Source organism: Pseudomonas sp. S3_E10, assembly GCF_054667615.1.
Genome location: NZ_CP162743.1, coordinates 3,488,034 through 3,502,564, shown reverse-complemented (window position 1 = coordinate 3,502,564; position 14,531 = coordinate 3,488,034). Strand labels below are relative to the sequence as shown.

Here is a 14,531-nt window from a genome sequence, read left to right as displayed (position 1 = left end):
TGGAAGTCGAGGCCTGGCATGCGGATTACTCAAGCGACCCTGGAACACCTGGACCTGCTGACCCCCCTGTTCGTCAAATACCGTGAATTTTACGGGGCCTTGCCCTTCCCGGACTCGTCGCGGGCCTTTCTGGAAAAGCGCCTGCGCCGCAAGGAGTCGGTGATTTACCTGGCCCTGGCCGATGATGACGACAAAAAACTGCTGGGCTTTTGCCAGCTGTACCCAAGCTTTTCGTCGCTGTCGCTCAAGCGGGTGTGGATCCTCAACGATATCTATGTAGCCGAGGACGCACGCCGGCAACTGGTGGCGGACAACCTGATGCGCACAGCGAAAAAAATGGCCAAGGAGACCCACGCGGTGCGGCTGCGGGTGTCTACCAGCAGTGACAATGAAGTGGCGCAGAAGACCTATGAGTCGATCGGTTTTCGCGAAGACACGGAGTTCAAGAACTACACCCTGCCGATCAGCGAGGATTAAGTTCGACAGACCAAACACCGCATATCCCCGTGGGAGAGGGCTTGCTCCCAATTGCGCTGGGCCAGTCAGACTATTTATAACTGACCCACCGTAATCGGGAGCAAGCCCCTCCCACAGTTGAGTCTCCAGCGGTTCCCACGCCGTGCACCACGACACTCTTCGCTACAAAACCCACACGCTTTTCACAGTTCAATCCGTATAATGCGGACCTTTCAGGGTTGTAAGAAAATACGGCATACCGGTGTAGCCTTATTACCCGAGCTTCCGCACAGGCCTGCAGAGCCGGGCCGTTCACACAGGTGTCATCCATGGATTTCAACCCGCTCGACCTTATCCTGCATCTCGACGTTTACCTCGACCTGCTGGTAACCAATTACGGTCCGTGGATCTACGCCATCCTGTTTCTGGTCATCTTTTGCGAAACCGGCCTGGTGGTCATGCCCTTCCTGCCGGGTGATTCCTTGCTGTTTATCGCCGGCGCCGTCGCTGCAGGTGGTGGCATGGACCCGGTGTTGCTGGCCGGTCTGTTGATGTTGGCGGCGATCCTCGGTGACAGCACCAACTACGTGATCGGGCGAACCATCGGCGAGCGCCTGTTCAACAACCCGAATTCGAAAATCTTCCGCCGCGACTACCTGCAAAAAACCCACGACTTCTACGACAAGCACGGCGGTAAAACCGTGACCCTGGCGCGTTTCCTGCCGATCCTGCGCACCTTTGCGCCATTCGTTGCCGGCATTGCGAAGATGCCCTACCCGCGGTTCTTCGGTTTCAGCGTGCTGGGCACCATCCTCTGGGTCGGCGGCCTGGTGACCCTGGGCTACTTCTTCGGCAACGTGCCGTTTATCAAGAAAAACCTGTCGCTGCTGGTGGTGTTCATCATCCTGCTGTCGCTGGTGCCGATGATCATCAGCGTATTGCGCAGCCGCTTTGGCCGTACCTCCTCCGAAGCCAAGCAGCAGTAACCGGCCATGTGGTCCTTCGGCGCTTGGCGTCGCCGGCGACTGCTGGCCAAGAACCCGATTGCCGATGACACCTGGCAACGGGTGCGCCACCACCTGACCTTCCTCGACGGCATCAGCGCCGAGCAGGACCAGTGGCTGCGCGAAGCCTGCGTAGTATTTCTCGCCGAAAAACACCTCACCGCACTGCTCGGCGTCAAGCTGCACCAGGAGCAACGCCTGCTGCTCGCCGCCCAGGCGCAACTGCCGCTGATGCACCTTGGCGATCTCGATTGGTACCAGGGCTTCCACGAAATCGTGCTGTACCCCGACGACTTCCTGAGCCCCCAGCGCCATCGCGATGCCAGCGGCGTGGAACACGAGTGGGACGGCGAACACAGCGGCGAAGCCTGGCAACAAGGCCCGGTGATCCTCGCCTGGCCCGGCGTGCTCGCCAGCGGCCAGTGGGAAGGCTACAACCTGGTGATTCACGAACTGGCGCACAAGCTCGACATGCTCAACGGCGACGCCAATGGCTTGCCGCCGCTGCACAGCGACATGCGCGTGCAGGAGTGGGCCAGCGTGATGCAAAGCGCGTTTGATGATCTCAATCGCCAGTTGGACGCCGACCCGGATGCCGAAACCGACATAGACCCGTATGCGGCGCAAGACCCGGCGGAGTTCTTTGCCGTGACCAGTGAATATTTTTTCAGTGCCCCGGATTTACTGGTCAACCGTTATCCACAGGTGTACGCCCAGCTCAGCCGCTTTTATCGCCAGGATCCCCTGGCCCGCCTGATCCATTTGCAGGCGCACGACCCACGTTATCAGCCACAAGACGAATGACCGTACGACGTCTGGCGCATGGCATCGGCGTCAGAATATGCCTATAATCGCCGCCACTTTTAGGCCAATCCGGCCATGTCATATGGCCAACTACGGGGGCAACGCCCAATGAGCTACAGCAAGATTCCGGCTGGCAAAGACCTGCCGAACGACATCTACGTCGCCATCGAGATTCCGGCCAACCACGCGCCGATCAAATACGAAATCGACAAAGACAGCGACTGCCTGTTCGTTGACCGTTTCATGGCCACCCCGATGTTCTATCCGGCCAACTACGGTTTCATCCCTAACACCCTGGCTGACGACGGTGATCCCCTCGACGTGCTGGTGGTGACCCCTTACCCGGTTACCCCAGGCTCGGTTATCCGCGCACGCCCAGTCGGCATCCTGAACATGACCGACGACGGCGGCGGCGATGCCAAAGTGATCGCAGTCCCGCACGACAAGCTCTCCCAGCTGTACGTGGACGTGAAGGAATACACCGATCTGCCGCCATTGCTGCTGGAACAGATCAAGCACTTCTTTGAAAACTACAAAGACCTCGAAAAAGGCAAATGGGTGAAGATCGACGGTTGGGGCAACGCAGACGCCGCCCGCGCCGAGATCATGAAGTCGGTCGCTGCCTATAAAGGCTGATACCTGCTCCTCTTGCCCAGGCAAGTTAAAAAGCCCCGACTGCTCGGGGCTTTTTTATGAAAAAAATTAAACTCCCAGTTAAACGCGTAACACATAACGTTGACCTAAGTTGCACAACTGAAAGATCAAGCCACAACTAAGTAAAAACCTACACGCGCAATTCAACGCATGGTTTATTTGAATGGTTTTTTCGGCCAGTAAACTCTGCGTTTATGAATACATCAGGTGATCGATTAAAAGCGCTGTTACGGGAAGTGCATCTTTCCGCCTCCGACTTCGCCAAGAACCGCGGCGTCACGCCTCAACACGTGAACAACTGGTTCAAACGCGGCGTGCCCATGGGCCGACTCAACGAGTTCGCAGAACTGCTCTGCGTCTCCAGCCGTTGGCTGCGCACCGGCGAAGGCCCCAAACACCCACCGGCCAACTTCCTCCTGGAAGGCCCGGAAACACGTAAAGGACTGCCCACCACCCGCGAAGGAAGCGGAAAGTACCTCACAGGCCCTGCCTGCCCTCCAGAAAAACTCGACGTGGAGATCCCCCTCCACCAAACCTTCACCTCAACCGAACGCATCCGCGTCGCCCTGCACACCCTCGACGCGCTCAACGTAAACCCCGACCGCGCGCTAGGCGCCTACATGGTCGACAACAGCATGATCGACATCATCCAACAAGGCGCCACCCTCGCCATCGACAAAGGCCGCACCCAAATCATCGACGGTGAAATCTACGCCGTCGAACACGACGGCATGCTGCGCATCAAATACCTCTACAACCGGCCGGGAGGTGGCCTTCGCATGCGTAGCCACAACGCCGGCGAACACCCGGACGAATACCTCACCTACGAGGAACGCTTCGAACAGAACTTCACTATCGTCGGCTGGGTATTCTGGTGGTCCACCCTCAACAACCGCCGTCCACCCGTGCCGCTGGATGAGCATCTTTTGGGCTGGGAAGGCTCTAAGTCGGATCCGGAGGTGGGCATTTGAAATGAATGTGGGTATCATGCGCCGCACATTTGGCAGGGGGTGGCAAACGCTTATCCACCCTGCTCGGCGAAGCGGAGGAGTTCCCGCGGATGCCCCTACTATTCAGCCCGACGCAACGTGGGCTGAGCGATTTGAAGGCTGGTGAGGCTTGTCAAAAACAAGCTGAGGCAGTCCCCGAGAAGCCGGCCACAAGCCGGCTTTTTAATGTCTTTTTGAAAGCCACTCTCGTAGCTCCCCTTACCTGCCCAGTCAGGAATATCGCAATTTGCGAATGCGTGCTCACCCGCCAACAGATGCCCACTCTGCGGGCTATCACCACTTATACGTAACCGAACCAATCAAGCTACGCTCATCGCCATACCGGCACGTGGTATTGCAATACAGATACTTCCTATCAAACAGGTTCTGCGCTTTAGCCTGCAGCTGCCAATGGCTGTCCAGATCATAACTAACCAGCGCATCTACCAGCGTGTAAGCCGGAATTTTCCCGTCATAAACACTCGGTGTCGTCCGCGTAGTTCCTATGTAGCGGGCGCCAGCACCCACGCGCAAGCGCTCAAGACCAAGGCTCGCCAAGCGGTAGCTGGCCCACAGGCTCGCGGTGTTGTAGGGCACGCCCTCGATGCGCTTACCTACGTTACTCGCGGTCTTGTCTTCCAGTACGTGGGTATCGGTGTAGGCGTAGCCGGCACTGAGTTGAAGGTTCTCGGTGAGGTTGCCCTTGGCTTCGAGCTCCAGGCCTTTAGAGCGGGTCTTGCCATATTGCACGTAGGTGTTGGTGAGGCTGTCGAGGCTCAGTGAGTTGTCCTGGTCGAGCTGGTAGACGGCGGCGCTGAGCAGGGTATCGGTGCCGGGAGGCTGGTAGCGCAGACCGATTTCGTATTGTTCGCCTTCCAGCGGGGCAAACGCGTTGCCGAAGGCCGGGTTGCTGACGCTGGCCGGCTGGAATGATTGGCTGTAGCTGATATAGGGCGCCAGACCGTTGTCCGCGAGGTAGACCAGGCCTACACGGCCGGTGGCTTTTTTGTCGTTGCGGGTGGCGCGAGCCTCAGTGGCGAAGGTAGTGGTGACGCTCTCAGCCCAGTCCTGGCGGCCGCCAAGCAGCAGTACCCATTTGTCGTCAAAGGTGATCTGGTCTTGCAGGTAGATGCCGGCCTGGCTGCTGTGCAGGTCACTGCCGGTATCGGCCGCGGTGTTGGCACCGACACCGGTGTATTGCGGGTTGGCCAGGTTCAGCGGCGGTGCCAGTTGGGCCACGGTCGAGCTGATAAAACGGTGCGAATCGTAAGTCTTGTGGTAGTAGTCGACGCCCAGCACCAGGTCGTGCTGCCAGCGCCCGCTGTCGAACGTGAAGTTGAGGTTATTGTCGCTGGTCCAGCCAGTGGAACGCTCTTCGCGGGCGCTGTAGCGGCGCAGCAGTCGGCTGCCACTGACCGACACAGGAATCAGGTAGTCCCAATTGGTATTGGCCTGGAAGTAACGAAGACTGTGGTTGACGGCGAGGTTGTCGTTGAAGCGGTGCTCGAAGAGGTAGCCGAGTGTGTCCATACGGTTGGTGAAGTGGTCGTAGCCGGGTTCACCCACGAACTGGTTGCGGCCGATCTTATAGCCGGCGGTGTTGCTGTAACTGCTGAGTGCATAGCTCATCGGCGGCGAGAAACCGGTATAGGTGTCCTGGTGGCTGGCGAGGACGGTCAGTGAGGTATCGTCGTCGGGTTTCCAGGTCACGGCCGGGGCAATGTAACGACGGTCATCATCGACGTGGTCAACCTGGGTACCGCTGTCGCGCCAAAGGCCGGTCAGGCGGTAACTGAACTCACCCTGGTCATCCAGCGGGCCGCCGAGGTCGATGGTGTACTGGCGGCGGTCGTAATTGCCTAGTTCCAGGCCGATTTCGTGCAGCGGCGTATCGGTAGGACGCTTGCTCACGGTATTGATCATGCCGCCCGGCGAGAGCTGGCCGTACAACACGGACGAGGCGCCCTTAAGTACCTCGACGCGCTCCAGACCATAGGCTTCGACGCTGCCATCGTAAGGGTTCGATTGCAGTTTCATACCATCGCGCAGGATACCCCCGGTACCGGCGCCGACGTTGAAGCCGCGTAGGGTGTAGTCGTCGGCGGTGCGGCTGAAACTGGCGGGCTGGCTGCTGAACCCGGGGGTGTACTTGAGCGCGTCGGAGAGGTTGTCGCTTTTGCGCGTGTTGAGCTCTTCGCGAGTCACTACCGACACGGATTGTGGGACTTTTACCAGTTCCGTGCGGGTTTTGGTGCCGACCGAGGAACGTTGAGCCACATAGCCGGCGTCAGCGGTTTCCCCGCTCTGACGGATTGCATTAATGGTGGTGGCATCCAGGGTCAGGCCGTCACCGGTTCGTTGCACGCTCAAGGCACCGCTTGCGGTGACCAGCACACTCAGGTCGGTGCCCGCCAGGCTCTGGCGTACCGCTTCACTCGCGCTCAGGAGGCCGCGCACCCCAGGCGCCTGACGACCTGCCACATCAGCCGGAATAAACAGCACCTGCTGGCCACTCACCTGGCCAATCCCTATCAGAGTCGCGCCCACGGCGCCGGCGGGCAGGTTGAAGTCATAGACGGTTTCGGCCGCTTGCAGGGTAAAGCTGGCCAGGCAGCCGGCAAACACCGGCAAAAGGAGGTTGGGATGCATGAGCGGGCTCGCAGAAGTACGGAAACGAGTGCGCGGAATACGCGCGTCTAACAGGTATGTGACGCAAGCCCGGGATATTTTCAGGGGTGTGGGAAAAAAAACTCAAACACGCTCGATTCGCGTCCATACGCCCAGCCAGTTATCGATGCGCAACGGCAGCACATCCCTAAGCGCGGCCAGCGCGCCACGCGTGTCATCCAGGGCGAACACCCCGGAAATCCGCAACACCGCCGCCGCTGGCGAAACATGCAGCAGCCCTTGGTGGTAAGGCGCCAGGTGCTCAACCACCTGGCCCAGAGACTGGTCATGCACTTCGAGCATCCCTCTGGTCCAACTGCGCTCGTCAACATAACGCGACGGGAGGTCCCGCCAGCGGTGGCCATCGAACGCCAGGCCCTCGCCGGCGGCGAGGTGTTGGCTGTCATGGGGCGTGCGCAACTGCAAGGAACCTTCCAGTGCCCACACTTGTGGCTGGCCGGCCTGCATCGCCAGCAGGCACTGCCCACTGTCGAGCCAGACCTCGCCCCACGGGCACGCCAGCACAAACGGCCGCGCCGGATCACTTCGCACCTGGGCCTGGGCCGCGCCGCGTAACAGCTGGACGTGACGCTGCAGAGGGTTGAAATTCACGTCGACGGAACTCTGGGCGTTGAGTTGCAAGGTCGAACCGTCTTCGAGGGTGAAACTACGGCGTTGGGCCGTTGACGTGCGCAGGTCGGCGCGAAAACGTGCGTGTAACGGCCCACCCGGCATGGTCAACAACTGCCCACCGACAGCCATCGCGCCCAGACCGAGGGCGCCACGCAGCAAACGTCGACGACTGTGCCCGGCATCGCACAGCGCATGGACGGCGGCCTGCTGCTGCACCAACGGTGCCACCGTACGGCTCAACTGCCGCTGCAAGGTCTGCCAGGCATGCAGATGACCAGGGTCGGCTTCGAGCCACAGCATCAATTGCTGTTGCTCCTGCTCAGTGAACACGCCCGAAGCACGCCGTGCATACCACTCGATCGCCTGTGCCGCCGCTGCGGACACTGTCGTCACGGAACGGCTCGATAACATGCAGTCAGTCCCTGCACCACGTACTGATGCACCCGCGTCACCGACACTCCCAGCTCATCGGCGATGCGCGCGTAAGTCAGGCCATCAATCTGGCTATATAGAAACGCCGCGCGGGCCTTGGACGACAAGCCATCGAGCAACTGATCGACCGCCATCAACGCCTCCATCACCACCCAGTGTTCCTCGGGCGAAGGCACGGTCGGCTCGGGCAAAGAGGTAAGGGCGTCGAGATAGGCTCGTTCGATATCATTGCGTCGCCAGCGAGCGAACATCAGCCGCTTGCCAATGAGGCTCAACAACGCCCGAGGCTCGCGAATGGCATGGGGATCCGGCAGCGCCACAACCTGGGCAAAGGTTTCGGCGGCCATATCGGCAGCATCTTCACGACAGTGCAGGCGCAGGCGCAGACGTTCGAGCAGCCAGCTGTGGTGCTCGCCGAACAAGCGGTGGAGCGCCTGCTGGCGGGGATCTTGGTTTGCCGAGCGAGTAGGAAACACAGCGGGAGGCGTCCGTGCTAATGAAAACTATTCTCAATAGTGGCGTGATTGGAGCCTGATTGCAAGAGTGGGCCGGGCTTGGCGGTGCAGGAGCGACTGGTCATCGATGCCAATGCCTGTACAACAGCTCATTCACCTCGCCCACGCCAACACCATCAGCTTACGCACATTGTCGCTTTTAAGTTGACAGTAAGACACCTACCAGCCGATTTATCCCCCCTCGCTCACCCATTAATCTATGCCCATGTTGAACGCAACGCCCAACCAACCTAAACAAAAAAGGATTCAACCATGAGCGCTCCAACCTATAACCGCTTGAACAAAGACGACGCCGTAGTTCTGTTGGTCGACCACCAGACCGGCCTGATCTCCCTGGTGCAGGACTTCTCGCCCAACGAGTTCAAGAACAACGTGCTGGCCCTGGCCGACCTGGCCAAGTTTTTCAACCTGCCGACGATCCTCACCACCAGCTTCGAACAAGGCCCCAATGGCCCGCTGGTACCAGAGCTGAAAGAGATGTTCCCGGACGCGCCCTACATCGCTCGCCCTGGCCAGATCAACGCGTGGGACAACGAAGACTTCGTCAAGGCGATCAAAGCCACCGGCCGCAAACAGATCATCATTGCCGGCGTGGTTACCGATGTGTGTGTAGCGTTCCCGACCTTGTCGGCGCTGGCGGAAGGGTTTGAGGTGTTTGTGGTGACGGATGCTTCCGGCACGTTCAACACCACCGTGCAGCAAGCCGCGTGGAGCCGCATGACGCAAGCCGGTGCGCAGTTGATGAACTGGTTCTCGGTGGCGTGTGAGCTGCATCGCGACTGGCGCAACGATATCGAAGGCTTGGGCAACCTGTTGTCCCAGCGCATTCCCAACTATCGCAACTTGATGAATGGGTATGCGGCGCTGACAGCTCATCAGAAGTAAGTCAGCCGAGATCCGCGATAAGCCTGCCCTGAAAAGCAGGCTTTTGCGCATCTATGCAAGGGCTTGCATAGATCTGAACGCAGACCGAACAACGCTCCCCCCTCCCACCTTGGAAAGCCCTGTTTCCTATGTGCAATGTCGCTATTTTAAGTAGCCCTTGCCCACCAGTTGACGCCGACTTTTACATCCTGCTCGTCAGCCTATTCTGACTTTTCCAACCGTTCATCCAGCCGCTTTTTGCTGCGGCAGACTCCGACGCCTTGCCCTCTGCCGAGACGTCACGGATGACACACGCCTCCCACATTGCCTCTATCGAACATGAGCTGGATGGCTTTCATCAGAGCCTGATGATTTATCGCCAGCAGATGGGCGCCTGGTATTCGCGGGCGCTGGATTCGGTGAGCCACGCGGCAGATATACCGTCCTTGTTGGGGATGGATCGGGTGGTGCGGGTCGGGGACTCGCAGCGTTCGGTAAGTATTTCCGATGCGGATTTTTCCACCGTGGCCCGCTGCCGTGCGGGCGGCGAGCTGAAGATCGAGAGCAAATTCGAGTCGCTGTATGACGTGCCGATTGGCGGGATTGCGGTCGAGGTGGTCGGGCTGGATGACGGCAGCTCCACGCCAGTCATGCTGGATGAGCACGGCAAGGGCTCTCACCACTGCGCTGCCGGCGGGCGCTATCAAGTGCGGGTGCAGGGCGGCGTGTCGGCAGAACAGGTCGATGCACTGTTTGCCTCCTATGCCGGGCTGACAGCGGACCTGGAGCAGTGGCTTCGCGAGCAGTGGCGAACCTTCAAGCCCTATTGGGAACAGTCCACCGCGAGTGCGATTGGCAGCGGCGTGCTGGCGGGCAGTTGGGCCGCGATCATGGACGTGTGGGACAGCGTCAAGCGGGTGCAGGCGGTTCTTGAAGACCCGCTTAAATACGTCGAAGAGCTCGGTGATCAGGCCGCCAAATTGGCGCAAATCGCCACCGACGCGCCCAAGGTCATGGAACAGGCGATGTTGCTCGCCAGTGACGAGGCGGCGCTGTTTCTGCTGGTGCGCACGGCGATGATCTGGTTGGACGCATTGCCGCCCAGTGAGATTGCGCAAGTGGCCGCTGGGTTTGTGGTGTCGCTGCTGATTGACCTTGTGATTGGCGCGGTGCTGACCATCGCATTGCCAGCGGCGGCTGTGGCGTATCTGAGCCTGCGGCTGGCCAGGTACGGCGCGCAGATTGTGAAGGAGGCCGTTGGTTTTGTTCAGAGCGTGCTGGCGATTCTTGCGAAGTTCATGCAAGCGGTGGGTCGCTACAAAGCGGTGGCGGTGCGCGGGGTCGTCGGTGGGGTGAAGCAAGGCAAGCTGCAGATGCGCTGGCGGGCGCGGCAGAACGCGGTGCTGAAGCAAAAAGAGCATGTCGACGATGCGCCTGTTTCGGGGAAAAACCCGAACGGAGATGCGGCGGCTTCGGCGGACAAGACCGTCACCAATGGCTGCCCGGTGTCGATGGTCACTGGGGAGGAATTGCTCACCCTCACCGATGGTGTTTTAGACGGGATATTGCCGTTTGAGTGGACCCGTTTGTACCGCACCAGCGCGGTGGAAGTGGATGTTGGGCTGGGGTTTGGCTGGAGTCATTCGCTGGCGCAGCGGCTTTCTGTTTCGGGCGATTCGGTGGTGTGGACCGACCATGAAAACCGCACTGTTTCGTTTCCACTGCCGACTGTTGCGCGACCGGCGATCACCAACAGCCTGGCTGAAGCGGCGATTTATTTGGGATCTTCGCCGGATGAGTTAGTGCTGGCCCAGGCCTCGCGGTTTTATCACTTTCGTGACGGGGTGCTGGTCTCGATCAGCGATGCGTATGACAACCGCCTGCGGATTTCGCGGGATGTGGTGGGGCGTATTGCACGGCTGGATAACGGCGTCGGGCGCTCGTTGTGTTTGCGCTATGAACTGGGCCGCATGGTGGCGGTGGATTACCAGGTTCAGCGGGCCAAGGGGTATGAGCCTTACGAATGGATCACGGAACAGAACGTTGTTTCCTACGCCTATGACGACGCGGGACGACTGCTTTCGGCAACCAACGCCGTCGGCGAAAGCGAGGTTTATCGGTACGACGAGCAGCACGTCATTCTGGAGCGGGGCTTGGCCGGCGGGGCGAGTTTCTTCTGGGAATGGGAACGCTCTGGCAAGGCGGCGCGGTGTGTCCGGCACTGGGCCAGTTTTTCGCAGATGGATACGCGGTATGTCTGGGAGGACAACGGCCGCGTGGTCGTGCATAACGCCGATGGCAGTCAGGAAGTGTATGTCCACGATGACCGCGCACGGCTGGTGCAGCGCATTGATCCGGACGGCGCTCAGCACTTCAAATCCTACGACGCCAAAGGCCGGCTGACGGTCGAGCAGGATCCGCTCGGGGCGGTGACGGCGTATCAGTACGACGATGCCGGACGCTTGGTGGCGTTGTTTCCGGGAGATGATGAACCGACGTCCTACGAGCATGACAACGGCTTCGTACGGGTGGTGCGGCGTGGTGAGGCGGTCTGGAAATACGAGCGTAACGACCAGGGCGACGTGACGCGTAGGACCGATCCCGATGGTGAGGTGACGGACTACAGCTACAACAAGTACGGGCAACTAACGGGCGTTTGGTATCCCGACCACAGTTGTCATCGGCTGGTGTGGAACGAACGCGGCCAGCTCATTGAAGAGCAACTGCCCAATGGCGGCGCCAAGCGCTATCGCTACGATGATCTGGGCCGCCAGATTGCCCGCGAGGATGAACAAGGCGCGCTGACCCAATACCAATGGGACAGCGTCGGCCGATTGATTCGCATCGTGTTGCCAGGCGGTGCCACGCGAGAATACAGCTACAACCCCTACGGAAAAATCACCGCCGAACGCGACGAACTCGGCCACGTCACCCGCTACGAATACGCCGACGGCCTACACCTGATCAGCCGCCGCCTCAACGCCGATGGCAGCCAGGTCAACTACCGCTACGACAACGCTCGGCTGTTGCTCACCGAAATCGAAAACGAAGTCGGCGAAACCTACCGGCTCAACTACCACCCCAACGGCCTGATCCAGCAGGAAATCGGCTTCGACGGCCAGCGCACCGCCTACGTCTACGACCTTAACGGCAACCTTCAGGAAAAAACCGAACACGGCGACGATGGCCGTCAGCTAGTTACCGTTTACCAGCGCGATCACGCCGGCCGCCTTGTACGAAAAACCCTGCCCGACGGCAATACCGTTGATTACGTCTACGACCGCCAAGGCAACCTCCTCAGCGTCGACGACGGCCACTGGGCGCTGGCCTACGAGTACGACACACAAAACCGCCTGACCGCCGAGCATCAAGGCTGGGGCACCTTGCGCTATGGCTATGACGCCTGCGGTCAACTGCAACACCTGCGCTTGCCGGACAACAATCGACTGACCTTCAACCATGCCAAAGGCGGCCATCTCGCCACCGTTGAGTTGAACGGCACACTGCTGACTTCCCACCTTTTCAAAGCCGGCCAAGAGCACCAACGCCAACAAGGTCAACTGCTCAGCCACTACCACTACGACGACCAACACCGCCTGCATGCGCACAGCGTCACGCAGCAGGAAAACCACCTCTACCAACGCCACTACGACTACGACAAAGCCGGCAACCTCACTCGCCTGAACGACACCCGCAAAGGCGAACACCACTACCGCTACGACCCACTAGGCCGCCTCACCCGCGCAGACCATTCGCAAGACCTGCAAGAACGCTTCGGCCACACCCCTGCCGGTAACCTGCTGATGCACGACCGCCCCGGCCCGGACATCGTCGCCGGCAATCGGTTGATGATCCAGGGCGACCGGCACTAAGACTATGACGCCTTCGGCAACCTGATCCGTGAACGGCGCGGCAAGGGCCATCAACTCGTTACCGAGTACCGCTACGACTGCCAGCATCGCTTGATCGGCCTCACCCAGCCCAACGGCCAAACCGGGAGTTACCGCTACGACCCGTTTGGGCGGCGCATCAGCAAAACCGTCGATGGCATAACGACCGAGTTTTTCTGGCAAGGCGACAAACTGATCGCCGAACACCATGCAGATCGCCACCGCAGTTTTATCTACGAACCGGACAGCTTTCGTCCGTTGGCCTTGCTGGAAGGGTTTGGTCCCAAAGAAACCAAGCCCTACCACTACCAACTCGACCACCTCGGCACGCCGCAGGAACTCACAGCTCCTGATGGCGAAATTGTCTGGTCCGCCCACTACCGCGCCTACGGCCAAATCAGCCGCCTCGACATAGGAAAAATCGACAACCCGCTGCGTTTCCAAGGCCAATACTTCGATCCGGAAAGCGGACTGCACTACAACCGCCATCGCTACTACAATCCGGATGTTGGTCGTTACCTGACGCCGGATCCGGTGAAGCTGGCGGGTGGGATCAACGCATACCAGTACGCGCCCAATCCTACGGGGTGGGTGGATCCGTTGGGATTAACTTGCGTCTCCGGGAGGTGCCCTGGACAAAGAGACGAAGCGTTAGCGAAAAAACATGGCCCCACCTCCCCGGAGACTAGTGGCGCTATCCGCTCATCAACATATGAACAGGCCGCAAATAAAGCACTAGATTGGCTGCTTGAAAATAACTTCCGCGCAGAAAAGCCAACTCCAGGAAGATTCGGTCCACGCAAAGGGGAGCCAGTGGGAATGCAGACAGCCGACGGTAAGACTGGTTACCGGGTTGAGCATGACAATAAGAATGGCGCCCATATAAATGTTTGGTCTGCGAAGAAAAAAGGACCACACTACCTTTTTGACGCCAGCCCAAAAACCGTATTCAAATTGACTAAAAGGTTCGCGAAAAAATGAGTTACTTTGATGACGAGCTAATTAAAGAGCTTAAGGCCCACAACATCCCCTTTAATATTCTATCTGTGAATAACCACAATTCTATCGTTAGAGAAATCAATGAGCGCATACCTTTCTCAGGAAGCAAAATCGCTTGGAGCAAATTAAAAAAGAGCATTAGCTTTGAGGATGAACTTCCGCACGCAGCGAATTCGCAACTCGCCAAGGAAATAAAAAATGTAGCAACCGACGAAATATTTATTTTAGGCGATTCGGTTTGTGATGAGGCTTACATCATACATTCCGAAGACTTAGAAGAAGCACTCAGATTTTTTTCAGAAATACCACAGCACACCTATATAACATCTAAGTCATTGGAATGGATTGCATGCATCTCATTCGAAGGACAATTGAACTTCGCTAATCTTGTCTCAGAATAAAAATTCGGGCCCTTGTTAAATCACTCCCATGGCTTGAGCCACAAAGATGGTCGCAGATCTGAACAACCATGAAACATGAAAAAGTTAGAATACTGCAGCACACCAAAACAAAAAAACAATAGCTAGACGCTTTCCAAAGCTCGTGTCAAGGCACGCCATGAGCATGACAATTCCTGCCAGCAAACCCATCCGCTTCCTGAGAGACCGCCGCAGCACGCGTTAT

10 protein-coding genes and 1 pseudogene are annotated in these 14,531 nt (G+C 58.7%); 8 read left to right on the top strand and 3 right to left on the bottom strand.

Features of this window, described 5'->3' with window-relative positions:
* Positions 1–18 precede the first annotated feature (18 nt).
* From AB4N98_RS16010 to AB4N98_RS15990, 5 genes are all read left to right on the top strand, one after another.
* Positions 19–477 (top strand): GNAT family N-acetyltransferase, encoded by a 459-nt coding sequence (locus AB4N98_RS16010; RefSeq protein ID WP_017528964.1) that lies wholly within the window; start codon positions 19–21, stop codon positions 475–477.
* Positions 478–785: 308 nt separating this feature from the next.
* Positions 786–1,442, top strand: coding sequence for a DedA family protein (locus AB4N98_RS16005; RefSeq protein ID WP_017528965.1), 657 nt, complete (start codon positions 786–788; stop codon positions 1,440–1,442).
* Positions 1,443–1,448: 6 nt separating this feature from the next.
* Positions 1,449–2,264 (top strand): M90 family metallopeptidase, encoded by an 816-nt coding sequence (locus tag AB4N98_RS16000; RefSeq protein ID WP_460148790.1) that lies wholly within the window; start codon positions 1,449–1,451, stop codon positions 2,262–2,264.
* A gap of 108 nt (positions 2,265–2,372) precedes the next feature.
* Positions 2,373–2,900: an inorganic diphosphatase gene (ppa, locus tag AB4N98_RS15995; RefSeq protein ID WP_003176323.1), complete on the top strand. Its 528-nt coding sequence runs from the start codon at positions 2,373–2,375 to the stop codon at positions 2,898–2,900.
* A gap of 212 nt (positions 2,901–3,112) precedes the next feature.
* Complete coding sequence (locus AB4N98_RS15990; RefSeq protein WP_065876724.1) at positions 3,113–3,889, top strand: LexA family transcriptional regulator; 777 nt, start codon at positions 3,113–3,115, stop codon at positions 3,887–3,889.
* A 312-nt stretch (positions 3,890–4,201) separates the two neighbouring features.
* Here the strand turns inward: AB4N98_RS15990 and AB4N98_RS15985 are convergent, their stop codons facing one another.
* The 3 genes from AB4N98_RS15985 to AB4N98_RS15975 form a co-directional block, all read right to left on the bottom strand.
* On the bottom strand, positions 4,202–6,556 hold the full coding sequence (locus AB4N98_RS15985) for a TonB-dependent siderophore receptor (RefSeq protein WP_460148789.1): 2,355 nt from the start codon (positions 6,554–6,556) through the stop codon (positions 4,202–4,204).
* 102 nt (positions 6,557–6,658) lie between these two features.
* Entirely contained in the window at positions 6,659–7,600 is a 942-nt protein-coding gene (locus tag AB4N98_RS15980) for a FecR domain-containing protein (RefSeq protein WP_223271458.1), read from the bottom strand.
* Positions 7,597–8,061, bottom strand: a complete 465-nt coding sequence (locus tag AB4N98_RS15975) for a sigma factor-like helix-turn-helix DNA-binding protein (protein ID WP_241665023.1) — start codon at positions 8,059–8,061, stop codon at positions 7,597–7,599. The genes AB4N98_RS15980 and AB4N98_RS15975 overlap by 4 nt, the downstream gene beginning before the upstream one ends.
* Positions 8,062–8,406: 345 nt before the next feature.
* Between AB4N98_RS15975 and ycaC the strand changes: the two genes are divergently transcribed.
* The 3 genes and pseudogenes from ycaC to AB4N98_RS15960 all read left to right on the top strand — a co-directional run bounded on the left by ycaC (position 8,407) and on the right by AB4N98_RS15960 (position 14,308).
* Positions 8,407–9,039 (top strand): isochorismate family cysteine hydrolase YcaC, encoded by a 633-nt coding sequence (ycaC, locus tag AB4N98_RS15970; RefSeq protein WP_017528971.1) that lies wholly within the window; start codon positions 8,407–8,409, stop codon positions 9,037–9,039.
* 284 nt (positions 9,040–9,323) lie between these two features.
* Positions 9,324–13,889, top strand: a pseudogene (locus AB4N98_RS15965) (RHS repeat-associated core domain-containing protein).
* A complete protein-coding gene (locus AB4N98_RS15960; protein WP_460148788.1) occupies positions 13,886–14,308 on the top strand; it encodes a hypothetical protein in 423 nt (140 codons plus the stop codon). Before AB4N98_RS15965 ends, AB4N98_RS15960 begins: the two are co-directional and overlap by 4 nt.
* The last annotated feature ends 223 nt before the right edge of the window (positions 14,309–14,531 follow it).

Excerpts from the sequence above, each read along its gene's own strand:
- AB4N98_RS16010 (WP_017528964.1), top strand. The coding sequence starts at position 19 with ATGCGGATTACTCAAGCGACCCTGGAACACCTGGACCTGCTGACCCCC.
- AB4N98_RS16005 (WP_017528965.1), top strand. The coding sequence starts at position 786 with ATGGATTTCAACCCGCTCGACCTTATCCTGCATCTCGACGTTTACCTC.
- AB4N98_RS16000 (WP_460148790.1), top strand. The coding sequence starts at position 1,449 with ATGTGGTCCTTCGGCGCTTGGCGTCGCCGGCGACTGCTGGCCAAGAAC.
- ppa (WP_003176323.1), top strand. The coding sequence starts at position 2,373 with ATGAGCTACAGCAAGATTCCGGCTGGCAAAGACCTGCCGAACGACATC.
- AB4N98_RS15990 (WP_065876724.1), top strand. The coding sequence starts at position 3,113 with ATGAATACATCAGGTGATCGATTAAAAGCGCTGTTACGGGAAGTGCAT.
- AB4N98_RS15985 (WP_460148789.1), bottom strand. The coding sequence starts at position 6,556 with ATGCATCCCAACCTCCTTTTGCCGGTGTTTGCCGGCTGCCTGGCCAGC.
- ycaC (WP_017528971.1), top strand. The coding sequence starts at position 8,407 with ATGAGCGCTCCAACCTATAACCGCTTGAACAAAGACGACGCCGTAGTT.
- AB4N98_RS15960 (WP_460148788.1), top strand. The coding sequence starts at position 13,886 with ATGAGTTACTTTGATGACGAGCTAATTAAAGAGCTTAAGGCCCACAAC.